Source organism: Sorangium sp. So ce836 (genome assembly GCF_028553905.1).
GTDB lineage: Bacteria > Myxococcota_A > Polyangia > Polyangiales > Polyangiaceae > Sorangium > Sorangium cellulosum_D.
Genome location: NZ_CP102233.1, coordinates 13,881,466 through 13,906,724 on the forward strand (window position 1 = coordinate 13,881,466; position 25,259 = coordinate 13,906,724).

General features: G+C 71.3%; 24 protein-coding genes. 11 read left to right on the top strand and 13 right to left on the bottom strand.

Annotation, left to right across the window (positions count from 1 at the left end; translation table 11 throughout):
* Positions 1 to 13 precede the first annotated feature (13 nt).
* A complete protein-coding gene (locus tag NQZ70_RS50690; protein WP_237244807.1) occupies positions 14 to 664 on the top strand; it encodes a methylthioribulose 1-phosphate dehydratase in 651 nt (216 codons plus the stop codon).
* The gene (locus NQZ70_RS50695; RefSeq protein ID WP_129580641.1) at positions 661 to 1,206 is read left to right on the top strand and encodes an acireductone dioxygenase; all 546 of its coding nucleotides are present in this window, start codon (positions 661 to 663) and stop codon (positions 1,204 to 1,206) included. Before NQZ70_RS50690 ends, NQZ70_RS50695 begins: the two co-directional genes overlap by 4 nt.
* A 78-nt stretch (positions 1,207 to 1,284) precedes the next feature.
* On the opposite strand, the gene NQZ70_RS50700 is transcribed toward NQZ70_RS50695, so the two are convergent.
* The 10 genes from NQZ70_RS50700 to NQZ70_RS50745 all read right to left on the bottom strand — a co-directional run bounded on the left by NQZ70_RS50700 (position 1,285) and on the right by NQZ70_RS50745 (position 14,446).
* Positions 1,285 to 2,436, bottom strand: coding sequence for a methionine aminotransferase (locus NQZ70_RS50700; protein ID WP_129580642.1), 1,152 nt, complete (start codon positions 2,434 to 2,436; stop codon positions 1,285 to 1,287).
* Positions 2,437 to 2,489: 53 nt separating this feature from the next.
* Positions 2,490 to 3,326, bottom strand: coding sequence for a nicotianamine synthase family protein (locus NQZ70_RS50705; protein WP_129580643.1), 837 nt, complete (start codon positions 3,324 to 3,326; stop codon positions 2,490 to 2,492).
* A 13-nt stretch (positions 3,327 to 3,339) separates the two neighbouring features.
* Entirely contained in the window at positions 3,340 to 4,245 is a 906-nt protein-coding gene (locus NQZ70_RS50710; protein ID WP_129580644.1) for a phytanoyl-CoA dioxygenase family protein, read from the bottom strand.
* Between the two features lie 325 nt (positions 4,246 to 4,570).
* Positions 4,571 to 6,376, bottom strand: a complete 1,806-nt coding sequence (asnB, locus tag NQZ70_RS50715) for an asparagine synthase (glutamine-hydrolyzing) (RefSeq protein ID WP_129580645.1) — start codon at positions 6,374 to 6,376, stop codon at positions 4,571 to 4,573.
* A gap of 47 nt (positions 6,377 to 6,423) precedes the next feature.
* Entirely contained in the window at positions 6,424 to 7,788 is a 1,365-nt protein-coding gene (locus NQZ70_RS50720; protein WP_129580646.1) for an MATE family efflux transporter, read from the bottom strand.
* A 14-nt stretch (positions 7,789 to 7,802) separates the two neighbouring features.
* Positions 7,803 to 8,600 carry a methyltransferase gene (locus NQZ70_RS50725; protein WP_129580647.1) on the bottom strand — a complete coding sequence of 266 codons (798 nt, stop codon included), beginning with the start codon at positions 8,598 to 8,600 and terminating at the stop codon, positions 7,803 to 7,805.
* Between the two features lie 3 nt (positions 8,601 to 8,603).
* Entirely contained in the window at positions 8,604 to 10,094 is a 1,491-nt protein-coding gene (locus tag NQZ70_RS50730) for a DUF3526 domain-containing protein (protein WP_129580648.1), read from the bottom strand.
* Positions 10,091 to 11,524 carry a DUF3526 domain-containing protein gene (locus NQZ70_RS50735; protein WP_129580649.1) on the bottom strand — a complete coding sequence of 478 codons (1,434 nt, stop codon included), beginning with the start codon at positions 11,522 to 11,524 and terminating at the stop codon, positions 10,091 to 10,093. The genes NQZ70_RS50730 and NQZ70_RS50735 overlap by 4 nt, the downstream gene beginning before the upstream one ends.
* A gap of 40 nt (positions 11,525 to 11,564) precedes the next feature.
* Complete coding sequence (locus NQZ70_RS50740) at positions 11,565 to 13,673, bottom strand: TonB-dependent receptor (RefSeq protein WP_129580650.1); 2,109 nt, start codon at positions 13,671 to 13,673, stop codon at positions 11,565 to 11,567.
* Positions 13,670 to 14,446 carry an ABC transporter ATP-binding protein gene (locus NQZ70_RS50745; RefSeq protein WP_129580651.1) on the bottom strand — a complete coding sequence of 259 codons (777 nt, stop codon included), beginning with the start codon at positions 14,444 to 14,446 and terminating at the stop codon, positions 13,670 to 13,672. Before NQZ70_RS50745 ends, NQZ70_RS50740 begins: the two co-directional genes overlap by 4 nt.
* Before the next feature lie 41 nt (positions 14,447 to 14,487).
* Here NQZ70_RS50745 and NQZ70_RS50750 point away from each other — a divergent pair, with 41 nt between their 5' ends.
* The 8 genes from NQZ70_RS50750 (at position 14,488) to NQZ70_RS50785 (ending at position 20,405) form a co-directional block, all read left to right on the top strand.
* The gene (locus NQZ70_RS50750; RefSeq protein WP_129580652.1) at positions 14,488 to 14,766 is read left to right on the top strand and encodes a hypothetical protein; all 279 of its coding nucleotides are present in this window, start codon (positions 14,488 to 14,490) and stop codon (positions 14,764 to 14,766) included.
* A 71-nt stretch (positions 14,767 to 14,837) separates the two neighbouring features.
* Complete coding sequence (locus NQZ70_RS50755) at positions 14,838 to 15,563, top strand: SDR family oxidoreductase (RefSeq protein WP_020741903.1); 726 nt, start codon at positions 14,838 to 14,840, stop codon at positions 15,561 to 15,563.
* Between the two features lie 145 nt (positions 15,564 to 15,708).
* Positions 15,709 to 16,824, top strand: a complete 1,116-nt coding sequence (locus NQZ70_RS50760; RefSeq protein WP_129580653.1) for a hypothetical protein — start codon at positions 15,709 to 15,711, stop codon at positions 16,822 to 16,824.
* A gap of 37 nt (positions 16,825 to 16,861) precedes the next feature.
* Positions 16,862 to 17,494 (top strand): RNA polymerase sigma factor, encoded by a 633-nt coding sequence (locus NQZ70_RS50765; protein ID WP_129580654.1) that lies wholly within the window; start codon positions 16,862 to 16,864, stop codon positions 17,492 to 17,494.
* Entirely contained in the window at positions 17,491 to 18,390 is a 900-nt protein-coding gene (locus tag NQZ70_RS50770) for a hypothetical protein (RefSeq protein WP_129580655.1), read from the top strand. Before NQZ70_RS50765 ends, NQZ70_RS50770 begins: the two co-directional genes overlap by 4 nt.
* Before the next feature lie 157 nt (positions 18,391 to 18,547).
* Positions 18,548 to 19,474, top strand: coding sequence for a hypothetical protein (locus NQZ70_RS50775; RefSeq protein ID WP_237244808.1), 927 nt, complete (start codon positions 18,548 to 18,550; stop codon positions 19,472 to 19,474).
* A 180-nt stretch (positions 19,475 to 19,654) separates the two neighbouring features.
* Positions 19,655 to 20,008: a hypothetical protein gene (locus NQZ70_RS50780; RefSeq protein WP_129580656.1), complete on the top strand. Its 354-nt coding sequence runs from the start codon at positions 19,655 to 19,657 to the stop codon at positions 20,006 to 20,008.
* Positions 20,009 to 20,171: 163 nt separating this feature from the next.
* Positions 20,172 to 20,405, top strand: coding sequence for a hypothetical protein (locus NQZ70_RS50785; RefSeq protein WP_237244809.1), 234 nt, complete (start codon positions 20,172 to 20,174; stop codon positions 20,403 to 20,405).
* 195 nt (positions 20,406 to 20,600) lie between these two features.
* On the opposite strand, the gene NQZ70_RS50790 is transcribed toward NQZ70_RS50785, so the two are convergent.
* Together NQZ70_RS50790 and NQZ70_RS50795 are read right to left on the bottom strand one after the other, a co-directional pair.
* Positions 20,601 to 21,233 carry a HupE/UreJ family protein gene (locus NQZ70_RS50790; protein WP_237244810.1) on the bottom strand — a complete coding sequence of 211 codons (633 nt, stop codon included), beginning with the start codon at positions 21,231 to 21,233 and terminating at the stop codon, positions 20,601 to 20,603.
* Positions 21,234 to 21,249: 16 nt separating this feature from the next.
* Entirely contained in the window at positions 21,250 to 21,705 is a 456-nt protein-coding gene (locus tag NQZ70_RS50795; RefSeq protein ID WP_129580657.1) for a DUF6640 family protein, read from the bottom strand.
* 569 nt (positions 21,706 to 22,274) lie between these two features.
* On the opposite strand from NQZ70_RS50795, the gene NQZ70_RS50800 reads away from it, so the two are divergent.
* Positions 22,275 to 23,180: a LysR substrate-binding domain-containing protein gene (locus tag NQZ70_RS50800; protein ID WP_165374580.1), complete on the top strand. Its 906-nt coding sequence runs from the start codon at positions 22,275 to 22,277 to the stop codon at positions 23,178 to 23,180.
* 603 nt (positions 23,181 to 23,783) lie between these two features.
* Here the strand turns inward: NQZ70_RS50800 and NQZ70_RS50805 are convergent.
* Positions 23,784 to 24,749: a bifunctional 2-polyprenyl-6-hydroxyphenol methylase/3-demethylubiquinol 3-O-methyltransferase UbiG gene (locus tag NQZ70_RS50805; RefSeq protein WP_165374581.1), complete on the bottom strand. Its 966-nt coding sequence runs from the start codon at positions 24,747 to 24,749 to the stop codon at positions 23,784 to 23,786.
* Between the last annotated feature and the right edge of the window lie 510 nt (positions 24,750 to 25,259).

Genomic DNA, 25,259 nt, shown 5'->3' on the forward strand with positions numbered 1-25,259 from the left:
GAGGAGAGGACAGGTGACCATCTCGGCAGCTCCTCCCATGGCGGTCTCCCCGGCCTCGACCCCCCTGGCCGAGGCTGCCCGGGAGCTCGTGGAGGCGGGTCGATTCCTGAGCCTGCGCGACGCCGTGCCGGCCACGAGCGGCAATCTCTCGCGCCGGCTCGACGCGCGCACGGCGGCGATCACGCGCTCCGGTGTGGACAAGGGCGAGCTGTCCGACGCCGATATCCTGGTGGCGGACCTCCACGAGCCGCCGCCGGCGGGCTCCTCGGCGGAGACGCCGCTGCACCTCCAGCTTTACCGCGAGCGCCCCGGGGTGGCCGCCGTGCTGCACACCCACTCGATCGTCAGCGCGCTCCTGTCCTCGCTGCGCGAGGGCGAGGGAGAGATCCCGCTGCGCGGCTTCGAGCTGCTCAAGGCGCTCGGCGACACGCGCACCCACGAGACCACCGTCGTGGTCGCCGTCTTCCCCAACGACCAGGACGTCCCGCGGCTCGCCGAGCGCGTGTCCGCGGAGCTTGCCCGTCGCCCGGAGGCGGTGGGCTACCTCATCGCGGGTCACGGGCTCTATGCCTGGGGCCGCTCCATGCGCGAGGCGCGCCGCCACACCGTGGCGCTGGAACACCTGCTCACCTACGAGCTCGAGAAGATGAGGTTGCGCCGATGAGCCATCTGACCATCTATCCTGACGATCAGCCGGGTACGCCGTCGGGCGTGTACACCGATGTCGACGACATCCGCCGCGAGCTCGGCGCGGTCGGCGTCCGCTTCGAGCGCGTGGACGCGTCCGTTCCGCTGCCGGACGGCGCCGGCCAGGACGAGGTGCTCGCCGCCTACCGCCACGTGGTGGAGGCCGAGCGCGCGGCGCACGGCTACGAGATCGTGGACGTGGTGCGGATGAAGCCGGACGCGCCGAGCGCGGAAGAGGCGCGAAAGAAGTTCCTCTCCGAGCATACGCACGCCGAGGACGAGTCCCGCATCCTGGTGGAAGGCAGCGGCTGCTTCTACCTGCACGCCGGGCAGCAGGTGCTCCAGATCGTGTGCACGCGCGGCGATCTCATCCGCGTGCCCGCCGGGATGCGGCACTGGTTCGATATGGGACCCCGGCCCCTGTTCGCGGCCATCCGCTTCTTCGAGCGGCCGGAGGGCTGGGTGGGCGGCTTCACCGGCAGCGCCATCGCGGACCTGTTCCCCAGGTACGCGCCGTGAGCGGGGCGCGGCCGCTCTTTCCGGAGCCGATGAAGAGGGACGCCTGACGGGCCGGTCGGGCCCGCCGCGGCGGGCCCCTCAGACCCGGCGCAGCCTCTCCGCCGCGCGCTCCAGCGTCTCGTCCCGCTTGGCGAAGCAGAACCGCAGGACCGGCCCGGGCTCCACGCCGGAGAGGAACGGGGAGATCGGGATCGCGGCGACGCCGTGCTCGCGGATGAGGCGCAGCGCGACGTCGGCGTCTCGCTCGGCCGTGATCGCGGAATAATCGAGGAGCTGGAAATACGTGCCCTCGCACGGCAGCGGGCGGAACCGCGAGCCCTCGATGAGCCTCAGGAAGAGATCCCGCTTCGCCTGGTAGAAGGCCGCGAGCTCGGCGGCGAGCGGGTCGCGCATCACGACCTCGGCATACGCGTGCTGGGTGGCCGCGTTCACCGCGAAGGTCACGAACTGATGCACCCGCTGGATCTCGGCCGAGAGCGGCTGCGGCGCCGCGCAATAGCCCACCTTCCAGCCGGTCGTGTGGTACGTCTTGCCGAAGGAGCTGATGACGACGGAGCGATCCGAGAGCTCCGGATACCGCGCGAGGCTCTCGTGGCGGCGCCCGTCGAAGAGGATGTGCTCGTAGACCTCGTCGCCGACGACGAGGACGTCCCGCCCGTCCACGACCTTCGCGAGCTCGCGCATGTCGTCGGCCGACAGCGCCGTCCCGGTCGGGTTGTGCGGCGAGTTGATGAGCAAGAGCCGCGTGCGCGGCGTGAGCGCGCGCCGCACCTCGTCCCAGTCGACGCGGTACTCCGGAAAGCGGAGCGTGACGAACACGGGGGTCCCGCCGTTCAGCTGCACGGCCGGCGCGTACGAGTCGTAACAGGGCTGGAACAGGATGACCTCGTCCCCGGGCCGGACGAACGCCGTGATCGTGCTGAAGATGCCCTCGGTCGCGCCCGAGGTGACCGTGATCTCGGTCGCCGGATCGTAGCGGCGGCCATAGAGCCGCTCGATCTTCGTCGCCAGCGCCTCGCGCAGGGCCAAGACGCCCTGCATGGGGGCATACTGGTTGTGGCCGGCGCGCATGTGCCGGGCCACCGCCTCGACGAGCTCCGGCGCGCAGTCGAAATCCGGGAAGCCCTGCGACAGGTTGATGGCGCCGTGCTCGTTCGCGAGGCGCGTCATCACCGTGAAGATGCTGACGCCGGTCGACGGCAGCTTCGAGGGGAGCAGGGGCGTGGTCATGGAGGGGTCCTCGGCCGGGGTTCGACAGGCCGGGACCCTAGCATGCGGCCGCCTCAGCCGGCGCTCCGGTCGTGCCCAGGCCGCTCGGCGATGATCACCGAGTTGATCACCTCGTCGTGCGGGTGGATCTCCAGGAGCGGCTCGAACGGCGCCATCCCGTGGATGTCGACCTCGGGGTAAAGGAGCGTGCGCAGGCGCTGCGAGCTGCGGACGAGGAGCAGGGCGCCCGGGCGCATGGCCCCGTGCAGGTGGTGGAGAAGGCGGCTCTTCTCGCGCCGGTTCATGCCGACGAGCGCGGCCAGGAACACGCAGTCGAACTCCGAGAGATCGGAGCAGGACAGGGCGTCGGCGCAGACGAACTCGAGCCTCTCCGACAGCCCGAGCCGCCGCGCGAGCGCGCGGGCGCCTTCGCACGCCTCCTCGTCGACGTCGATGTTGCTGACCGGGAGGCGATGGCGCTCCGCGAGCAGGATCGAGGTGAAGGGGAGCGGGCCGGAGCCGATGAACAGCACGCGCCGCGGCAGCTCGTCGCGCACGCCCCGCAGGCTGGAGAGCTCGAGCCGGGTTAGCTTCTCGTAATTGACGGCGTAGGGGAAGCTCCGGAGCTCGGCCGCCGGGTCGTCCGCGGCGGCGATGCGCCGCGCCCAGTGGCGCTCCAGCTCGAACTCGCCGCGCGAGCAGACGCGCCACAGGCCCTCGCGGATCCCGCTCACGACCGGATCGCCGAGCACCTCGTCGACCTCGCCGCGCGACCGGGACATGGAGATGCTCACGAGCTCGTTGAACAGGTGGTTCACCCGCTGGCTCGGCTCGAGGGAGCCCATGGTCGCGAGCTCCTGGTAGATGCGGTGGATGCGTGTTGAAAGCGAAGAATCGGTGACCGGGTTCATGGGGCCCTCCAGATCAGCGGAGCCGTTCGTCAGGGTCGGTGTGCCAGGGCAAGGGCGCGGCGCTCCCCTCGTAAACAGGCGGCAAGAGCGCGCGGAGCCGCGCCGCGGCCTCGCCGCGCCAGCCCGCGGGCACGTACGGCAGCCGCTCATCGAGGCCCGTCCGGAGCGTGAAGCGGGCGCGGACGCACTCGGGTAAATCTCGGCAGGCCGGGATGTACCAGAGGCTCAGCGCGGTTCGCTCCGCGTCGCTGTCGTTCGCGTGCGTGGCGTGCAGGAGGCGCACGTCGACGACGACCAGATCGCCCGCCCTGACCGGGATCGAGACCTCGTCGGGATAGCCGTGGAACGCGGGCGCGCTCGGATCCCGCATGCGCTCCAGGTCCGGGATGCTGGCCCCGCGCAGCGGCTCATGGAGCGGGTGGCGCCTCCTGTGGCTGCCCGGGATGACGCGGAGACAGCCGTTGTGGGGTGTCGTGTCGACGAGGTAATAGATGAGGATCAGCTCGTGCGGATCCGGCTCGTACGCGGCCGGGTGACTCCAGATCGTGCAGTCCTGGTGCCAGAACGTCCGCGGCGTCCTCGGCAGCTTGTTGAAGACGATGCCGTGCTCGTAGCGCGGCTCGTCGAACCCGAGGCGACGGAGCTCGGCGAGGGCCCGCGGGTGTCCGATGAGGTCGACGAACCCCGGCTCTCGCAGGATATCGAGCAGGCTGCCGATCGCGGCATGCTTCTCCTGGTAGTCCCTGGCCTGCTGCGGCGCGAGGATCCCGCTTGCGAGCGCCTGGTAGCGGCGCACCTCGTCGGGCTCGAGGACGCCGGGGACCACGGTGTACCCCTCGGCGAGGAGGCGCCCCCGGTCCGTCCTCCATGGCAGCGCTACCGGAGGAGGGCTCGCGATCGGCTCATCCATCACATTCATAAGGACTCCCTTCTCCAGCTACGTGCCCTTCAACATCGGCGCCGCTGTCGGCCGGCGGCAGCGCACGCGACGCGCGGCGGGAGCCGAGCGCGAGCTCCTCGGGCGTGCCGTGCGACCTCGAGATCGGGCGCGCCGCGCGCGAGGGCTCCGCCGCACGGCTCCAGACGTCGCTGCGCCAGGGGCATGACGGGACCGCCGGGGGCTCGCTGCCGCCGGCAGGCCCCTTATGCGATAATAGACGACGAATGTCAATTGCAAAACAGTTGCGATTGCGAGCGCGCGTGGCGGAGCCGGCCTGTCATCTCCCGGTCCGGCGCGACCCGGATCAGGCGGCGCGCGACGGGGAGAGGTGCGGCGCCTGGCGCCGGAGGATGCCCTCGGCCGTGTACAGGCGGGAGAACAGGTTGCGCGTGGCCGGGTCCGGGTCCTCCCAGAGCCGCCTCAGGGTTCGCCGATCGATGAGGCCGGTGCCGCTCAGCACGCAGCCCGGGTCGAAGAGGATGGCTGCCCTCTCCAGGAACGGCCTCGAGAACCACATCTCCGCGGGGATGGGGAAGCCTTGCTTCTTGCGCGAGGCGATGACCGGAGGAACGAGATCCGCGAGGGCCTGTTTGTAGATTCCCTTCTCGTGGCCGTCGAGCTGCTTCAGCTTGCTCTGGAAGGCGAACGCGCTGCGGACGAGCCCGGCGCTCGCGAGGGGCGAGCGGGCCTCGACGCTGTGGCGCATGCTGATGAGATCCATCTGCCGGAACTCGTAGACGACGAGCCGGCCGTGGAAGTGAAGGAGCTGCACGGCCTGCAGGCTGTCGAGCGGCCAGTCGCGGTACAGCGAGAGGATCTCGCGGTATTTGGCGGTCGTCAGCCGCGCGGCGTCGTGGTGCGGCATGAGCTGCCCGAGGTCGGCCGTCCCGCACCAGCGGAAGGTCGCGTCGTAGCGCTCGGCGAGATCGGAGAGGGGCACGTCCGCCATCGCCCGGCCGTAGGAGTAACCGTCGAAGATTTCGTCTGGCCCGCTTCCGGAGAAGATGACGCGCGCCTCTCGCCCGGCCTCCTCGAACAGCCGGATGAGGCACGGCGCCTCCTGGGAGCCCAGCGGCTCGCCGGCGATGGCGATCCACCGGTCGAGGTAAGCGCAGTAGTCGGTGTCCGACAGCGTGAGCTCGGTGTGCTTCGAGGAGAGCTCCCGGGCCAGCTCTCTCGAGTAGGCGAACTCGTCGAAGACGCTGGTGCTCCGCGGGAGGAGCTGACCCGTCGGCCGAAAGCCGATCGAGAACGTCCTCATCCCGAGGCCCGCCCGGCGCGCCGCCGCGAGCACGGCCGTGGAGTCGATCCCGCCGCTCAGCAGGAGGCCGTATGGGACCTCCAGATCGAACGTCCTGCGGCAGCCGTCGACGACGGCGTCCCTGATCTCCTGCTTGATCGCGGGGACATCGGTCCTCGACAGATCGCCGTGCGGGACCCTGTAGAAGCGCCCCGTCTCCTGCCGCTCCGGCGTCCTGGTCAGCCAGGTGCCGGACTCGAGCTTGCGGATCTGCCGGACGTGCGTCGCGCTGCCGAGGATGAAGCGGTGGGCGGTGAACTCCGCGAGGCCGTCGAGATCCCAGTCCTTCCTCCGGTAAGGATCCTTGATGAGCGGATCGATCTCCGAGGCGAAGACCAGGGCGTCGTCGTCTTCCCACAGATAGACGGTCTTCTGGCCGGTCGGGTCGCATGCGATGAGGCCCGTCTGCGTCGCGCGGTCGAAGAGGGCGAAGGCGAACATGCCCTCGAGCTGCTCCAGGCAGGCGAGCCCCCAGGCCTCGTACGCCGCGAGGATGACCTCGGTGTCCGAGGCGGTCCTGAACGGGAAGCCCGACAGCCGCTCTCGCAGGTCGCGGTGGTTGTAGATCTCGCCGTTGTAGACGATGGCGAGGCGCCCATCGATCGAGGTGAGCGGCATGTCCGCGCCCGGGTTTCCGGCGTCGGTGATGCGCAGCCGGTTGCTGCCGAGGAGCGCCCAGCCCGCGCACTGCAGGGCGCCCCGCGCGTCCGGCCCGCGGTGGTGCATCGCCTCGAGGAGCGAGGCCATCTCGTCGTGCTGCGCGGCCGCGATGGGCCGCTTCTTGTTGAAGATGCCGGCGATGGAACACATCGAGCACTCTCCTTTGGAGGAGGAACGGCGGCCCGCGGGGGCGGGCGTCAGGCGGCGACGGGCTCTCGAGAGCGCGCCGGGAACGCCTGCGGCACGAGCCTCGGGAGCGCCAGCTGGAGATAGAGAGAGCGGGCCAGGCTGAACAGGAGGAAGGCCATCCAGAGACCGTGGTTGCCCCAGCGGGTCGAGAGGACGAGCCACGCCGCGAAGAAGACGACGGTGGCGGCGAGCAGCGAGTTGCGGACGGGGCCAGCGCGGGTCGCGCCCGTGAACACGCACTCGAGGATCATGCTCCAGAAGATCGCGAGCGGGAACAGGACCATCCAGACGTAGTAGCGGCCCGTCGTCTGCAGGATGGACTCCACCGGGGTGAACAGCCCGAGGATGGCCGGCTGCGCGAGGATGCACCCGAGGCTGATGGCCAGCGCAGATGTCGCGGCCGTCCAGAACGAGAGCCGCAGCGTGTCGTGGAAGCGCTGCCGGGACTGAGCCCCGATCGCCTGGCCGGAGAGCATCCCCGCGGTGTTGCCGAGCCCGCCGAGCGCGCTGGAGATGACGATCTGCATGTGCATGAGGATCGCGTTGACGGCGAGGACCTCGGGGCCGAGGAGCGCGCTCTGGCGGGTGATCCAGCCGAAGACGCCGAGAAGGCAGGTGGTCCGCACCAGCACGTCGCCGTTCACCCGCCACATCCGGGTGATGGCGTGGAGATCGGCGAAGTCCTGCCACCGGAGATGGACGCCGTGAAGGTGGCCTCTCTGCCAGATCACGAGGAAGCCGACGAGGACCTTGCTCACCTCGGCCAGCACGGTGGCCCAGGCGACGCCGCTCACCCCGAGGCCGAGCACCTCGACGAAGGTGACGGTCAGGATGAGGTTGAGGAGGTCCATCCCGACAGCGAGGAGCATGGCCCACCGCACCTCGGCCATGCCGATGAGCCAGCCGGCGACCACGTAGCCCATGAGCACCGCAGGCGCCCCCCAGATGCGCGCCTCGTAGTAGGTCGCCGCGTGGGACTCGACCGCTCCGTGGGCCCCCATCAGATGGAGCCCGGCGGCCTCCAGCGGGGACTTCAGCAGCAGAAAGACGCAGCCGACCAGCCCCGCGAAGACCAGCGGGCGAAACAGCTGCAAGGCCGCCTCGCGGCGGTCCTCGGCGCCGCGCGCCTGGGCGGCGAAGCCGCTCGTGCTGGTCCTGAAGAAGCCGAGGAGCCAGTAGAGCGTGTTGAAGATCTGGCTGCCCACGGCGACTCCACCCATCGTCGCCGCGTCGCCGAAATGCCCCATGACGGCGGTGTCGGTGGCGTTCATGATGGGCCCCGACAGCCCCGCGAGGGTCAGGGGAAGCGCGAGCTTCCAGTACGACCCGAAGCTCAAGGGCGGCTGGCCGGGCTCGGTTCGGTGCTGGGCCATCGGTCGAATCCTCGTCAGCGCTCGTCCAGCGTGAAGGAGAGGAGGTGGGTCAGGATCCTGTCGTAGGGAGCAGACCAGGTCTTCCGCCTCAAGATCTCGAGCCTGAAGCCCCGCCGCAGGGCGTGCGCCACGATGCCCCGGAGGTCGCTCGCGTTGGACAGCACGGTGACGACCCTGCCGCCCGGCGCGAGCAGCTCCCGCGAGGCGATCTCGTCGAAGAAGCGGACCATGATGGCGGAACCCGAGAAGTTCACGCGGGTGAGATCGGGGTCGTCCGAGCGGAGCGGGTTGGCGGGCGGGTTGAAGACGATCACGTCGGCGCGCTCGCCGCGCGGCAGCGAGGAGAAGAGATCCGAGACGAGGAAGCGATGCCGGTCGGGATCGCGCGGCCCCGTGTGCCGCTCGAAGCTCGCGCGGCTCGACGCGACGCTCGCTTCGTGGATGTCCATGGCATGGATCTCCCGGGCGCCGCGCCGTCGCGCGAGGACGGGCTCGACGCCCGCCCCGCACCCCATCACGACGACCGAGGCGCCCTGCGTCTCGACGAGGCCGTCGTGGAGGGCGTCGAAGATCACCTCGCTCGTCCCGCCCGGCACGAGGACGCCGGGCGGGACCGAGAACTCGAGCCCGCGGTAGGCGTAGTCGCCTCCCGCGACCTTGGTGCCCCGGTTGACCCGCTCGATCTCCTCGGCGGGGAGCGTGGGCGGCAGCGAGAGATAGAGGGCCCTCTGCGGCTCGCGGAGCGCGGCGAGCTCGCCAGGGGTGAAGAGCAGACCGTCGATGTCCTCGATTCGCGGCGTTCGATCATCCATGGCTCACGTCTCCCGCGCGTCCGTGTCGCGCGTCAGCAGCCCGCAGCGGCGACTCGGGGGCTCCTCGCCGGCGGATGGCCGGACCGGACCCCTCCTCGCGGCGGCCGCCTCTTCCCGCGCCGGGGTCGCGTCGATGCGGCGGACGGCCCGCGGGAGCAGGACGCCGAGCAACGCGAGCATGCCGAGGAGCCCCGCGAGCGCGGAGAGGTGCACCGGCTGTCCGGCGCCCGCGAAGCGGTGGCGCGGCACCGCGTCGATGTCGAACGCCGCGAGGCCCTTGTCGTTGAAGATGAGCGGATAAAAATAGTGCTTCAGCTGCTCGTGGTAGACGGCGATGCTGTCCCGGAAGGCGAGCTCCGTGGCCATGTCCGTGCCCGCCATCCGGTCGAGCAGGAGCTGCAGCGCGAGGGGCGGCAGGGCGAGCGCGGCCCGCTCGGTCCAGCGCTCCCGGCGCGCGAGCGCCGCGTGGTACGCCTCGACCTCCCGGGCGACGTGCGCGTCGCCCATCTCGTGCATCGCATAGTACCAGGGCCAGGAGAACCGGTCCTCGGGCACCGGGGTCGCGGCCCACGCGGGGCGCCGGGCGAAGAACGGATCGAGCGTGGCGCGCTTCGGCCGGTCCCAGCCGGCGTTCATCTCCTGGCGCTGCGCGAGCGTGAGCTCGACGCCGCCGCGGGCGGGAGAGGCCGTGAGGATCGCGAGGTTGACGAGCGCGGGCAGAAGCACGCCAAAGGCCATCCAGGCGCCCACGAGCGCGATGGCGTTCCACGCGGACGAGCGGCGCAGCGAGGCCACGAGGAACACGAGGACGAACCAGAGGGCGACGTACGCGAGCGAGGCGAGCGCGAAGGCGCCGGCGCGCGCGTCGAGCGGGAGGCCGAGCCAGGCGGCGGCGAAGGCGAACAGCGCGAGCGCGACGGCGGAGACCAGCGCGGCGCGCAGCGCGAGCCGGACGGCGAGCAGGCGCGACAGGGGCGTCGGCTGGGAGCAGACGAGCGCCTCGGTGCCGAGGTCGTCGTCGCGCGAGCGGACATCGTAGCTCACGCCGATGATGAACAGCGGGACGAGGAAGATGAGGACGAACCCGTAATCGAAGCTGCCGGCGAGCTGCTTGAGCGGGTTGGCGATGTCCGTCTGGTAGAGCTGGGGCACGAGGCCGATGAAGCGCAGGTGCCGGCTGTAGGGGTGCACGTCGCGCAGCCCGGTCGACAGCGCCGTCCATTCGTTCGGCGCGTGCGCGATCGGCATCGCGAGGTAATAGAGGACGAGGCCGAGATCGTCGTTCGGCGCGTGGGTCTTGCGGAGATAGCGCTCCTCCTCCCGGAGCGCAGGCTCGAGCGCCGCGATGACCTCGCGCTCCGCGGCGACGCGGGCCGCGCCGTCCACGATGGCGGCGGCGCCGGCCGCGAGCAGGAGCGCGGCGGTGACGAGGAGCACCCGCGCGCGGAGGAGCTGGCGGAGCTCGAGGCGAGCCCATGCGAGAAAGGGGCTCATGTGGCCTCTCCGTCGCGGCGGGTGAAGAGCGCGACGCCGAGCGAGAGCGCCGCCGCCCAGGCGAGCACCGCGAGGCCCGCGGGCGCGACGCGCGACAGCGCCCAGCCGGCGGGAGGCCGCCTGTGCTGGAAGGGGGAGAACTCGCCCCACTCGGCCCGATCGACCCGCTGCGCCTTGTCGTTGTGCCAGCGGATCTTGGTGGTGTGCAGGTGATTCAGGTGCTGGATGAAGGCGTAGCGGTGCGCCTCGGCCTGCTGCTCGAAGTCGACGAGGTGGTGGGCGTCGGTACCCGCGAGCCCCATCGAGAACGACCGTATCGCGAGCAGCGGCGTGAACAGGCCAGCCCGGAGCGCGAGCCCGTCCTGGGCGCGGTGCGCGTCGAACAGGCGCGTATAATAATCATTGAACAGCTCGGTGGTGATCCGCTCCCCCTCGCGCATGACGATGCCTCCGTAGTTCACCGGGAGGTCCTCGACGCGCGACGCGCCGTGCTCGGCCAGGGTGCGGCGCTGGAGCTCCTGGAAATGGGGGTTACTGGGATCGTGGCTGTCGCCGACGTCGCGGATGGCGCGCGCGAGGTCGAGCTCGACCTGGGCCCGCGAGGGCGTCGGGTGGAGGCGGCTCGCGGCCTGGGTGGCGAGCCGCGGCACGACGATCCAGAGCGCGACCCAGAGGCCGAGCAGCGTGAGGAGGGCGGCCTGCGCGCGGCGGTGGAAGGACGAGACGAGCACGCCGAGCGCCGCGCAGGCGACCAGATAGACGGCGTAGCCGCCCGCGAGGAGGGCGGCGCGCAGGAGCGTGTCCCCGGAGGCGTCGAGGACGCCTGTGAGCAGCGCGCCCGCGAGCGCGAGCGCGAGGAGCGGCGCGAGCCACAGCGCGACGGCGAGCAGCGCCCCGAGGGCCTTGCCGGCGATGAGCACGCGCGCGGTGACGCCTTGCGAGATCGCGAGGGCCCAGGTGCCCGCCTCGCGCTCGCCGGCGACGCTGGCGAAGGTCATGCAGAAGATGAGCAGCGGGAGCAGCGCCTGGAGGACGAAGGCGGCGCTCGGGGTCCCGAAGCGCGCGAGCTCGCTCGACTGCGCGGCCTCGCTGAAGCTCAGGGCGTTGCGCTGGTGCGGCTCGAGGAAGATGGATGTGCCGGCGAAGGACTCGAGCCCGGGATCGAAGAAGCCGAGCGGGCTCGGGGGGCGGAAGGCGAAGGACCCGTAATGGGCGGCGCGGTGCGGGTGGCGGTCGGGCTGCTCGACCCACTGGCGGTGGACGAGCTCCTGGAGGGCGGCGCGCTGGCGGGCCTCCGCGGTGTGGCGCGCGGCCTCGAGCAGGAACGCCGCGACGAGGAGCGCCGCGACAAGCGCGGCGGCGACGCGGAAGGTGCGGTTGCGGAAAGCGCGGATCGCCTCGTGCCGCGCCGCTGTGAAGAGGGCTCTCATGCGCTGACTCCCTGAGGGGGCTCGTCGGACCGCGGCAGCGTCAGAAGGTCAAGGTGCCAGTCACGTACGCCGAGCGACCGTTGCCCGGGTTGTGCTGGGCCCCTACGGCGCCGAAGTCCTTGTACCAGATGGATGTGTCGTACGACTGGTCGAGCAGGTTGTTCACCTCGGCGCCGACCGAGAGGGCCTCGGTGACGTCGTAGGCCGCGCTCGCGTTGACGACGACGTAGTCGCCGACCTTTCGCGCGCCGTGCTCCTCGGTGAAGTTCTCCTTGTTTAGGTAGTAACCGCCCTGCGCGTAGCAAAAGAGCGAGACGAGCAGATCCTGCACGGGGTGGAGGTCGATTCCCCCCTTGGCGCTGAAGCTCGGGACGTGGTTGAGCTCCTTGCCCTTGTTCGGGGCGAGCGCCGGCCCGGGCTCGACCTGCTCGGAGAGGGTGCGGCTGAACGCGCCCCACACCGAGAGGAAATCGAACGGCCGCAGCGTGAGCTCGACGTCGAAGCCGCGCCGCAGCGTCTCGCCGACGTTCTCGACGTCGCCGGAGCCGTCGCCCTTGTCCCGCACCTCGCCGCTCGCGCGCTGCTCCCAATAGGCGAGGTGGCTCTTGACCCACGGGAAGACGCTCGATCGATGGCCGACCTCCCAGCCGTCGTTGATCGACGGATCGAGCGGCGTGCTCTGGACGGCAAAAGCGCCCTTGCCCGTGCCGATCTGGAACGTGCGCCCGTAATTCGCGTACAGGCTCTGCCCCTTGACGGGCGTGACCATGACGCTCGCCTTCGGCTGCCAGATGAAGCCGTAGTCGTTGAGGTCGCGATCGACCCTGCGGGCCGACTCGCCCTCGGGCTGCTCGAGGAACCTGCCGGCGCCGGCCAGGCGATCGGCCCGCAGCGCGGCGACGAGCTTGATCGGCTCGATCGGGCTCGCGCTCGCCTGCACGTAGGAGCCGACGGCGTGGAGGGCGAAGTCCTCGTCGCGGAGCGCGGGGCCTTGCCGTTTTCGCTCGACCGTGGGGATGCGCTGGTATCGGCTGTCCTGGCGCTGGTAGTCGACCCCCCACTCGACGGTGAGGCCGAGCGCCCGGGGGTCGCGCGCGCGGTACGTGAGCACCGAGATCGCGCCGTACTGCCGATCGTCCTCGACCCGGAGCTGCTGGTCGAGGTCGGGATCGAACTTCACCCACCGGTCCCGCAGGAACGCCTGTCCGTAGCCCTTCAGCTGCCACGAGAGGCCGTCGGCGAGCTCGTGGTCCAGGTGGACGCTCGCGTGGAGGGTCGTCTGCCGGCCGCCGTCGGTCGCCGCGTGGGCCGGCGACGTCGTGGGGCGCGAGCGCGCGTCGTCGCCGGACAGGTAGCCGGGGGCGTCGGCGTCGAGGAGCATGCCGCGCAGGATGAGCCCGACCCGGAGCTCCCTGGACGGCTCGTAAAACCACTTGGCCGAGCCGGCGATCCGGTCGGTCCTCGCGTGATCGCGGTAGCTGTCCGAGCCGCGGTAGCCGGCGAAGTAGGTCTGGCTCAGCGCGTCGCGCTCGGTCGCGACGAGCACCTGGGGCTCGACGGTCCAGAAGCTCCCGGCGAGGAGCCGGGCGATGCGCTCGTTCCCCGTCTTGCGGGTGATGACGTTGATGTTGCCAGCGACGTTGTTCAGCCCGTAGCGCGGGTCGTTCGTGCCCTTGACGACCTCCATCCGCTCGATCTCGAGCGGGAAGACGGCCTTCATGTCGGGGAGGCCGACGTGGTGGTTGCTGGGGATGCCGTCGATGAGGAGCTTCGTGTGGGCGACGTCGCCCTGCGTGTTGAAGCCGCGGAGCCCGATGTCGGCGTTGATGATGCCCTGGTTGAAGGACTCGATGTAGACCGCCGGCACGCGCCGGAGCAGCTCGAGCGGCTCGGCCGCGCTCTGCTCCTGGATCAGCTCGCCGCCGAGGATGTCGACCGAGGCGACGACGTCGGCGCTGTCGAGCGGGCCGATCCGGTGGCCGACGACGACGACCTCCTCGCCGAGGTCGACGGGCGCCTCGGGCGCCGCGGTCTCGAGGGCGCCTTCCGGCGGCGCCGCGCCTTCGGGGGGCGCCGCCGCGGCGGCGGGGGCGGAGAGCAGCGCGGAGAGCGCGGCGGCGACGCCGGAGGTGCGCGCGCGCGGGGTCATGACAGGGCCTCGGGCGCGGGGGCGGGGGACGCGCCGCTGCGCGAGGGGAGCGGGGGAGTCGCGTCGCCGGGAGGGTCGAAGTGCCGGCGGTACAGCGCGAGGACATCGGCCTCGGACATGCCGGCGGCGCCCGCGACCTCGACGAGCCGGCCGGCCTTCATGACGCCGATCCGATGCGCGATGCTCGCGACGGCGCCGAGGTCGTGGGTCACCATCAGCACGGCGGCGCCGCGGTCGCTCTCGCGCCGGATCGCGGCGCAGAGCTCGCGGACGGCGCCGGGATCCAGCCCCGAGGTCGGCTCGTCGAGGAGCAGGGCGCCGGCGCTCTTCGCCTGCGAGAGGGCGAGGACGACCTTCTGCCGCATGCCCTTCGAGTACCCGCTCGCCGGGCGGTGTACGGCGCCCTCGGGCAGGCCGGCGGCGGTGAGCAGCCGCGAGAGCTCCGCGGAAGAGGGCACGCGCGCCCGCGACAGGCCGAGGAAATACGCGAGGTTCTCGCAGCCGGTGAGGTGCGGATAGAGCCGCACCTGCTCCGGGACGTAGGCGATCTGCCGCCGCGCCGCGATGGGGTCGGGCTCCACGTGGGTGGAGCCCACGTGGGCGGCGCCGGAGGAAGGCCTGATGAAGCCGAGGAAGAGGCTCAGCGTGGTGGTTTTGCCCGCCCCGTTGGGGCCGAGGAGGCAAAACACCTCTCCGGCCGGGACCTCGAGATCGAGCGCGTCGAGCGCGGGGACGCCCCCGTAGGACTTCGAAAGCTTGTTCGCCGTAAGCATGGCAGGTCCGCCGGGGGCGATCGCCCCCGGCGGCGCACGCTATGCGATCGGCCCAACTGAAAGTCAATTGCAAATGTGATGCATTTACATTCGCGTCTCTGCTGAGCCTCGCGGCCGACGCGGCGCTGCCGCAGCTCCGCCGACCTCCCCTGGACGACGCGGCCCGCAGCCTGTTCGCCGGCGCTTCGTGGCGGGTCCGGGTGATCCTGACGATCGTGCGGATCAACCCGGGGGAGGCCGACCGCGCCCGGGACTGGCTGGACGGCGGCGCTCCGCCCGAGGTCGCCTACCGGCTCCGCCCCGGCGCGCCGCGCGCGTGATACGGTGGCCGCCACCGGCGCCGGGGGAGCGGAGCCACGCTCGCCTCCGCGCGCGGCAGACAGGGGGACACATGCGGCTCAAGGACAAGATCGCGCTCATCACCGGGGCGAGCAGGGGAATCGGGAGGGCCAGCGCGCTCGCGCTGGGCCGCGAGGGGGCCGTCGTGGTCGGGGTGGCGCGCACCGCGGCGGACCTGTCGGCGCTCGAGCGGGAGCTCGGCGCCGCGGGCGGGCGCGGGCTCATGATCGAGGCCGACGTCACCCGCGCCGCCTCCGTGGCCGCGTGCGTGGAGCGGGCGATCCGCGAGCTCGGGCGGATCGACATCCTCGTCAACAACGCGGGCATCGGCGGCTACCGGCCCTTCCTCGAGTGGTCCGAGGAGGACTACGACCGCATCATGGCGACCAACATGAAGGGGACGTGGCTGTTCTGCCGCGAGGTCATCCCCCACATGCGCCGCCAGGGCGGCGGCCACATCATCAACGTCGCCAGCGTCGCCGGCCTGCAGGGCTATCCCAACGAGGCCATCTACTGCGCGTCCAAGTTCGCGCAGGTCGGCCTGACGCAGGCGCTCGACCGCGAGTTCTGGCAGGAGAACATCAAGGTGAGCGCCGTCTGCCCGGGCGGCGTCGAGACCCACTTCGCCCTCGGCGACGGGCGCACGGCGGGCTCGGAGCGCATGCAAGGCTTCTCCACCGCGGAGGACGTCGCCGAGGCCGTGGTGCTCGCCGCGCTGCCGCGCGACCGCTCGCGCATCGTTCAGATCGTGATGCGGCCGATGAACGAGGCCACGTAGCGCCGCCCGCTCCGCGCGGACGACGGGCACATTACGTCTTCTTCTTCAGGCGATTGGCCGACGGTCACTCGATGAAGACCACGTGCCAGAACGCCCTTGAATCCTCCATCCCAGCGGACGGCGGCCCGCGGTGGACGAGCGATCCGTGACGCGTCGCCCGAACCGTTCGATCGTCGTCATCCCGGTCCTGCGGTGCCATAGTGGCTTCCACGTGAGGTCACGCTGCGCCGCGGCACGGCTCTTCCTGGTCTCGGCGGCGCTCGCCGGCGGCGCGGTCGCGCGCGCTCAGCCGCCCGCTGCGCCCTTGCGCGTCGAGTATCGCGCGGAGGCTGGATGCCCGACGGAGGCGGATTTTCGCGCGCGCGTCGGCGCCCGCCTCCGCCGGCAGGTCGGGGAGGGGGACGCGGCGAGCGCGTATGTGGTGACCATCGAGCGGCGCGAGCGCCGCTTCATCGGGCGCCTCGGCGTCCGCGCGGCGGGCGGGGCGGTGTCCGATCGCGATGTCGCGGGTGACACCTGCGACGATGTCGTCGCCGCGCTCGCGGTGGTGACCGCGCTCGCCATCGACGCCCAGGCCGGGGACGCGCCCGCCGCGGTCGCGGCGCCGATGCCTTCCGCGTCCGCGAGCGCCGCCGCCGCGCCGACGCCGCCGGCCAGCGCCCCGCTGGCAGGTACCCCGCGGGAAAGCGCCCCGCGGGCCGACAGCGCGTGGGCGCGGCCGCCCGCGCCAGCGGCGGACGTCGCGGCGCGCCTGACGCTCGGCGCGCAGCTCCTCTTCGGCGCGATGATCGGCCCGCCGTCCTTCGGCGCGCGCGTCTTCGCGGAGCCCCCGTTCGCCGCGACCGATGGCGGCGCCGGCCCGCTGCGACTCGGCGCGGCCCTCGAGGCGTCCTCCGACACCCCGTCGACGGGCGGCGCGGCGTCGTTTCTGCTCGCCGCCCTCGCCGCCGACGCGTGTCCAATCGGCGCGGGGCTCGGCCCCGTGCGCCTCTCCCCCTGCGCGCGCGTCGAGGGCGGCCTCGTCGCGGCGCGCCGCCGAGGCGTCGCCCCGGTGCGCGGGGCGACGCGCGGGTGGCTCGCGTTCGCCCTGCCGGTGCGCGCTTGGCTGCCGCTCTGGGGCCCGCTCGCGCTCGACGCCGAGGCCGGGCTCCGCATGCCGCTGCTGCGCGACGGCTTCTTCGCCGAGGGCGCCGAGGTCGTCGCCCGCCCGCCGCCGGTCGAGGGCGTCTCCGCGCTCGGGCTCGGGCTCACGATTCCGTGATCCCGGCGCCCGCCTCCGAACATAGCTGCAGCAGACCATGATCAGCGCGACCTCAGCCGACCACCCTGCGCGCGCGGAGGCGGCGCGCGAGGCGGCCATGACGGCGCACGCGGAGCGCGCCGAGCAGGGCGCGCCGCCGCCCTCCGCGGAGCGCTACCGCGCGCTGGTCGACGCGCATTTCGACTTCATCTGGCGCTCGCTGCGCGGGCTGGGCGTCCCCGCCGGGTCGGCCGATGACGCCGCGCAGCACGTCTTCCTGATCGCGTACCAGAAGCTCGGCGAGATCGCGCCCGGCCGCGAGCGTTCGTTTCTCTTCGGGACGGCGCTGGGGGTCGCGGCGAACGCGCGCCGGGCCGGGGCGCGCCGGCGCGAGCTCTGCGACGACGAGGCGACGGCGGTCGCGGCCGACGGCGCGCCGAACCCGGAGCAGCTCATGGAGATGAAGCAGGCGCGCGCGCTGCTCGACGAGGTGCTCGACGCGATGGAGGAGGACCTCCGCGTCGTCTTCGTCCTCTTCGAGCTCGAGGGCGTGCCGACGGAGGAGATCGCCGCGATGCTCGCGCTGGCGAAGGGGACCGTGGCGTCCCGCCTCCGCCGCGCGCGAGAGGAGTTTCGGGCGATCGCGAGGCGCGTCCAGGCGAGGGCGCTGCACGGCGGAGGCAAGCGATGACCGATCCGAAGCGGCTCGGAGAAGAGGAGACGACCGAGTTCGAGCGCGCGCTGCTCCGCTCGTGGAAGCGCGAGTCGCCGCCTGCTTCGGCGCGCGCGCGCGCGCTCGCCATCGCCGGGCTCGCCGCGGGGACGAGCGCCGCGCCTGGCGCGCACGCTGCGCCCGCGCCGAAGGCGGCGGCTGGCAAGCTGCTTTCGCTCGCCAAGTGGAGTCTCGGGGCGGCGGTCGGCGTCGGGCTCGTCGGCGCGGGCGTCGCGCTCCTCCGTCCCTCGGCGCCCTCCTCCGCGGCGGCGACCTCGAGCGAACTGCCGGTCACGCTCGCGCCGCCCACCGCCGGCGAGCCGCCGGCCGTGAGCGCACCGCCCGTCGCGCCCGCGCCGGCGCCCTCCGGGCCTGTGACGCGCGCGCCGATCCCGGTCCAAGCGAGCGCCCCGCCGGGCCCAGCGCCCGCTGCCGCCGCGAGCCCGCCGCGCCCGAAGAGCGCGGCGCCGCGCTTGCGCTCCGCCCCTGTCGCGTCGACCGAGGCGCTCGGCGAGCAGGTCGCGCGCTCCGCCCCTGTCGCGTCGACCGAGGCGCTCGGCGAGCAGGTCGCGCGCTCCGCCCCTGTCGCGTCGACCGACGCGCTCGGCGAGCAGGTCGCCATGATCGATCGCGCGCGTGACGCCCTTGGCGCCGGCGACGCGGCGGGGTGCCTCTCAGCGCTCGACGCCTACGACAGGAGGTTCCCCCGGAGCGCGATGGGCGAGGAGGCCACGGTGCTTCGCATCGAAGCGCTGATCCGCCTCGGCGATCGGGCCCGCGCGGCCGATCTCGGCCAGCGATTCCTCGCCTCGCGCCCGACGAGCCCGCACGCCGCCGGCGTGCGCGCGCTCCTCGGCGCGACGACGGAGCCGTGATCGAGCGGCGCGCGCGGACATGGCTCCTCGTGCGCGCGGCGTGCGCGCGCCGTCGTCAACGTGCTTTTGAGGGCCCCGGAGAGTGGGTCTATCGTGGTCGGCTCGTCTGACGTGTCGAGCGCAGTCGACACGCGGTAGTTCAGCGGAGAGGTTTCTCATGGTTTGGTCATCATGGATGATACGCCGCGCGCGGAAGGCGGCCGCGCTGGGAGCGGCGGTGGCGGGCCTCTCGCTGCCGGCGAGCGCCGCGGCGCAGCAGGCGCTCGCTCCCGGGTGGGAAGAGACCGAGCTCCGGGACGACATCGCCGAGCGGCGCGAGCGCGCCGCGCTCCTGGCCACGCACTTCCACGACGCGATCAGGCTTCACTCCATGGGGAAAGGGCCGCCGATCCTCGTCAGCGGTATCGGCGGGGTGAGCCTCGCGATGAGCCTGGCCGGGGACCTCGGTGCGCCGCCGCTCATCGCCTTCGCCTCCGGCTCCGCGACGTTGCTCGCCGGAGGCCTCGCCATGCTGGCCGTGCCGGAGACCTACCGGCTCAACACCCTCACGGCCACCGCGCTGCTCTCGCGAGGGAGCGTGTGGCTCGGGCTCGCGTTCCTCGAGGACGACCCGTTCGCGAGGTTGACGCCGGTCGCGCTCTCGGCGGGCTGTTACGCGGCCGGCCTGCTCTCCGGTCTGAACCTGGCGCTGTCCGACTACACGCCAGTCTCCCGGCTTCGCGAAGGCCACGCGCTGGTGGCGACGCCCGCGTGGCGCGCGCGGCTGTCCGGCGCGCAGATCGCCAGCATCGAGCGGGACCTGCTGGGCACCGCGCCTGCGATCCCGAGCTGGGCGATCTACCTCCCGGTCGCTCTCGGCAGTGTCGCGGCCACCGTGCCGGCGCTCGACGGCGATTTGCCGGTGGGACAGCGGATGTGGAGCTTGTCGCTCGGTCTCCTCAACGCCACCTGGTCGCTCGCCGCCATGTTCGAGCGCGAGCATCCGGCGCAGTCCTACGAGCGGGACCTGCGCAGGGCCGGCCTGCGCGTCGCGCCGTCGGGACCCGACGGCAGCGCGGGCCTCACGGTCTCGGGCACGTTCTGAAGGATTGTCCCTCGAGCGCCTTTCAAGTCGCTCGGTCCGGGGCCGGCGCCCCGGTGGGCCCCTGTCGTGGCCCGCCATCGCTCCGGGCTCTCCTCGGTCGATTGGGGAGGGGCCAGCGGGGGGCTGCAGTGATCGTCACCATTTCGCGCCTCTTCGGGCGCTGATCAAGGAGGATTCGTCATGCGCAACATTCTTATCACCGTGTTCGTGTTCATCGCAGGGTGTGGCGATGATGCTCAGGTCGCGGGCAAGGTCGCTTGCGACTTCAACGGCACCGCCAGCGGTGTGACGGTCCATAGCTGCGGTGAGATCGACGACGACGGCACGGGTGAACAGGAGAGCCAGTGCAAGAGCTCCGGAGACGTCGAGGCCAAGCTCGTCGATAGCTGCTCTACGGACGACGTCCTCGGCACCTGCATCCTCACCCGCGACGGCGGCACGATGACGCTGTATTATTATGAATCGGAGATGGTCACGGAGGATGTCGTGAAGCCGATCTGCGAAGGAGTGAATGGCACCTGGACGGCGAGCTGACCACCTGTCGCCGCGCCGCCGCTCGGCGCACCTCCGTAGGCGCGAGCCCGGGGGCAAAGTGCAGCGATCCTTTCGGCGTGCACGGGAGGGGTGGACGACCTCCCCCTGACCGAGACGGACGTCGCGTCCGAGGCCCGCCGGTGCGGCGCCCTGCGGCACGCAGATGATGGCGAAGTTCATCGCGGATCCCGAGGCCCCTGTCGATACGACGTGCCTCGACGACCTCGTGCCCGTCACGTGGGACGAGGATCCGGCGGTCGTCGAGATGCTCTTCGGCACGAAGGACATGTGGGAGAACACGGCTTCGCCCGCCCCCGCGCCGAGGAAGGCGGCGCCGGTCGACTGGGCGGCCGTCGCGCGCCTCGCGCGTGAGAGGAGCCTCCGCGTCGAGCGCTGACCGTACATCCCGTAGGAGGACGCGTTCGCATCGTACGCCGCATGGGTCGGCCACGACGTGCGCGACCGCATGGCGCGCGCGGTCGCATGGCGTGTCCTAGGTGCCGACGCTCGCGCACCATGACCACCCCGTCGCTGACCGCGTGGGCGCGCGCCCTCTTCGCCTTCCGCATCCGTCGCGGCGAGCCGCTTCCAGTCAGATGCCGGCTCCGCGCACCAGAAGGACCATCCCCGTCCCCATCACGGCGGCGCCGGCATAGCGCAGCCCCCGCGACAGGGACTCTCGACCAGCGGCGAGCTCGCCGAGGACGAGACCGCAGAGATGAAGCACGGTCGTGCTCAGCAGAAAGCCCATGGCATACAGCGTCGGGCTGACCGCATGAGGCATCTCCAGGCCGTGGGCATGTCCGTGAAAGACACCGAACATCGCCACGCATCCGGAGAGCAGGAACGGTGAGGAGCCACGGGTCGTGGTGACGATGCCGAGGCCGAGCGCCGCGACCGACGCCGCGATGCAAAGCTCGCCCAGGGGCATGGGCCATCGCGCCATTCCCAGGAGGCCGCCGACCAGCATCGCGGCGACGAACGTGGCGGGGATCCGGAGGAGGTGCTTTCCGCCGAGCTGCGAGCTGACGACACCGACGCTCACCATCGCGAGCAGGTGGTCCGCGCCGAACACCGGATGAAAGAGGCCCTTCAGAAATCCCGCATCGGCGCCGCCCGGGTGCGCCCAGCTCACGGTGGGCCACGAGACGAGCGTGGCGACGAGCAGGGCGCGCGCGCCGGGACGTGAGGCCCATCCCATCGTCTTTTGGATCGTGGATTTCATGAAGCGCCTCTCCTCGTCAGGCGTTCGCCGCGCGCGCTGCCGTCGATGCAGGATCGCTGTGGAAGAGCTTGTAGGCGAGCGCCGCGAGCAAGAGCTCGGTACCTGCGATGAGCACGTTCGGGTAGAGCGGGACGCCCGCGACGACCGGGAGCGGCACGTCGGGTCCCGCGAGCAGGCTGGTCCCCGGGATGAGCCACGTAATGTAGAAGAAGGGCGTCCAGATGATGACGACGATCCAGGCCGCCACGTTGAACCCGACCTGCGGCTCCATGGACCGCCGCCACACCATCCACAATCCGACGATCGTCACGCCACACAGGATGAGCAGCATGAGGGCGTCATGAAAGCGCGCATGCTCATGCCATGCAGGGTTGAACAGGTGGGTTTTATTCCAGTCCACGCCGGCAGCGACGATGGCGCCGCTCGCCAGAACGAACGTGAGAACGACTCTTCCAAGGGTACTTCGGTTCATGGTGATAGGCTCCTGGCTCACGTTGGTTAAAATAGCCCGCTTCCCTCGTCGGCGCGGCCACCTTGCGTTGAAATTCATAGTAACGGCGGAACATGGCCGCGGCGCTGTCTGGGACAGTATCGATAAATTGCTGCGCCAGGCTCTCCCGCGAGGCCCGTGCCGTCTCGTCGACGTAGATGAGATTTGCGTCTCGACGAAACCTACCGCGCGCCATCCGGCATTGGAGGCGTCCACGGCGCCGATCGAGGTCGGCAGGTGTCCGGCCACGTGGAGCCCCTGGTTCTTGCCTCGTCGAGGATCGCGAGCGGACCGGCCCCGTCGGCGTTGCCGGTCTTGATGAAGCCAGCCCCCCTCGAACCAGGGTCTTCGCAGCTGCACAAGGCCAACGTCCCTGAGATCGATGCGACCGACATGGCCGTGAGCCCGACCTTTCCCTCCCGCACATGATTATTCATGGGCTCTCCGCGGTGAGTCGCGAAGACCATGGCCGTCCATTTGCAAAAATAACAATATATTGATCCAATCGATCGATTTGATCTTCTGATTGATCCATGGTACGGTCGAATGTCGTGGACCTACGACACCTTCGCTATTTCCTGGCCGTCGCCGAAGAACGCCATTTTGGCCGCGCCGCGCAGCGTCTGCACATCGTTCAGCCGGCGCTGAGCATGCAGATTCTGGCGCTCGAAGACGAGATCGGCGGCGCGCTGTTCGTGCGGACGAGTCGGCGCGTGGAGCTGACCGAAGCCGGCGCATTGCTGGTCGTCGAGGCGCAGCGGGCGGTCGCGCAGGCGGAGCGGGCCAAGGCGATCGTCCAGCAATCGCTGCGCGGCGACATCGGCAAAGTTCGCATCGGTTACGCGGGCAACGCGATCCTCACTGGCAAGACGACGGACCACCTGCGAGCGTTCCGCAAAGCCCATCCTGCCGCGGAGATCGAGCTGCGCGAGATGCCACCTTCGAGGCAGGCGGAAGCCGTGCTGACCGGCGAGGTTGACGTCGGCTACTGCCCGGCGTTCGCTCTCAAGGTAGATCCGCGGTTGAGCGTCCAACCGATCGGCGCTTGGTCGCTGGTGGTCGCGATGGCAGAGGAGCACACGCTCGCGGCGCACAGGCGCGTGACGCCGAAGATGCTCGCTGGAGAGCCGCTCATCATGTTCCCATCGGAAGAGGCCGGTGGCGACGTGCTGAAGAGATTAATTCTCATGATAGGACGCGAGCCGCGCCGAGTCCACCGCGCCGACACCACCTTGAGCATGCTGTCGTTGGCCGGCGCAGGCCTGGGCGTGGCGCTGGCTCCAAAACCGCTGATTCAGGTGAAGGTTCCCCGCATCGTCTATCGTCCGTTCGTCGCGCCGAAGAACGTCTTCGCCGAGCTGCTCCTGATCGGCCGCGCTGACGAGACCTCCGGCGCTGTACGCGCCTTCGTGAAGCTAGCATCCGGCTCCTCGGATCGCGCCACCTCACGGTCGTAAGCGCCCTTTCGTCGATGTCGTCATGCACGCACAGCATGGTGGTGTGTCTTCCTCCGTTCGTTTCCGCCGGTCGGTCGGCGGCGCGGCGGAGGCTACCAGGGGCCGGCCCCGTTGGGCGCGGCGCCAGGTGCGGCAGATTTGAATTCCTCTGCCCGCCGCGTTCATGGCTCTCGCCTCGGCGCGTGGCGACCTCGACCGCTACCCGGCGATGATCACCGGCTCGAGCCGCGGCCACACGAACGAGCGCGCGCAGGCGCCGCGTCGGCGCCTCCAAAGCTCGTCCAGCGGACCGAGCACGCGGGCCTGCGCCGCAGGCTGTGGAGTGAGGGCGGCCCCCTGGATGGGATGAGGCAGCCCAAGCGGCGCCTGGACCCATGATGCCGACCACACCGGTGATGCTGCGGGCCCTTGACCACGGGCGACGCGGCGGCGGAGGGCGCCCCGATGGGCGGCTCCGGAGCCGGCCTCGGCGGCGAAACAGGCGGAAAACGATGGCGATCGCCACTATTTCGGCGACCGCTCGTCACCGACCCGTTTCTCAGGCGGGATTTCTGACGCGCGGAACCAGCGCGGGGCCCTGAGTCGGCGGTCACCTCGCCGGCGTCATCGATCCCGGCGCAGGTCCGGGGAGCTCAGGTGGCGGCTCGACGGCGGCGACGGCTTCGTCCCGGATACGATGTATCCGACGCTGCCGCCGGCGCTCGCGTACGTCTTCTGGGCGATCGCCTCCGCGTTGCTGCGGACGGCGGCCATCGCCGCCGCCCAGCAGTCGTCGAACTCGCGCTCTTCGCCGCCGCCGGCGAGGAAGTAGCGATGCGTGTCGGCGCGGCTCCAGATCCAGAAGTCGCGCCGGGCGAAGTCGGCGATCTCCTCCACGGTCGCGCGCTGCTCCGCGGACGCATAGGGCGGCAGGACCGCGCTCGCCTTGTCGTTGAGATAGACCTGGATGTCGATGAGACCGTGCCTGGCGAAGAGCTCGGGGACGAGCTCGCCCATCGAGTTGTTCCCTTCGCCGAGGGCCGCCTTGCCCCGCTCGCACAGGAGCTGGAAGCGGACGAGGGTGAGGGTCTGCTCCACCGGCGCCCGCAGCGCGGCCGCGTCGAGCAGGGCGCCGGCCAGGTTGTTCGGCTCGGCCACGGCCACGAGCCCGCCCGGCCTCGCGACGCGGACCATCTCGGCGATCATCGCGCCCGGATCCGCGGCGTGGATCAGCACCGTCTGGCACGTCACGAGATCGAACGTGTCGGCCTCGAACGGCAGCCGCTCGGCGACCGCGACCTGATAGCGAAACCGCTCCGCCTCCCCGCGCGCCGCCGCGCGCTCGGCGGCCCTTTCGACCCAGACGGGATCGCGGTCCACGCCGGTGATGCGGGCCGCCCTGGGCAGAACGGCGCCGAGCACGCGCCCCCAGTGCCCGACGCCGCACCCGACGTCGAGCACCTCGCGCACGCGGCTCAGGCCCCAGCGCCGCGCGAGGAGCTCGACGTAGTCGCGATTCCACCAGCCGTCGCGCGTATCGCCGAAGTACTCGGCCGAATGCGAGGGGTTACCGGAGAACTCATTTCCCATGACAACGCACCTTGGTCGGGCCTCACGAGCAGGGGAGTCCAACGTATCGCCTCCGGTGCGCTCGCGGCAACTCGTGCCGGCGGGAGCGCGCGCGCTGGGGCGGCGGGGCTGCGCGGGGGGGCAGGCGAGCAGGACGAGGGCGGTCGGGGCGGCGGCTCTCACGCCCGGGCCATCGGGCGGGAATGTGACGGCGCCCCGACGGATCGCGCCCCCTCGGAGCGGCGCGCCTCGAGCGCTCCGGGGGCGCGCATGGGCTCGCGCGCGGCCGAGCGCCCCATGTGCTCGCATGTGCTCCCATGCCGCCGAGCGATCCATGCTCTCTCACGCGCGCGAGCGCTCGCCGCGTCAACTCCGGGTTGACACTGTGTACTGCCGCGCGTGACGGCCCCAGGCGCGCCGCTGGTTCCAGGGCCCGCGGCGGCGCATTCCTGCCGAAATCATCCAATAATATCGAATGTCTGCCACGATCGCGGGCGAGCTCGCGTGTGGACCGCGCGTTGCTAGAAGCCT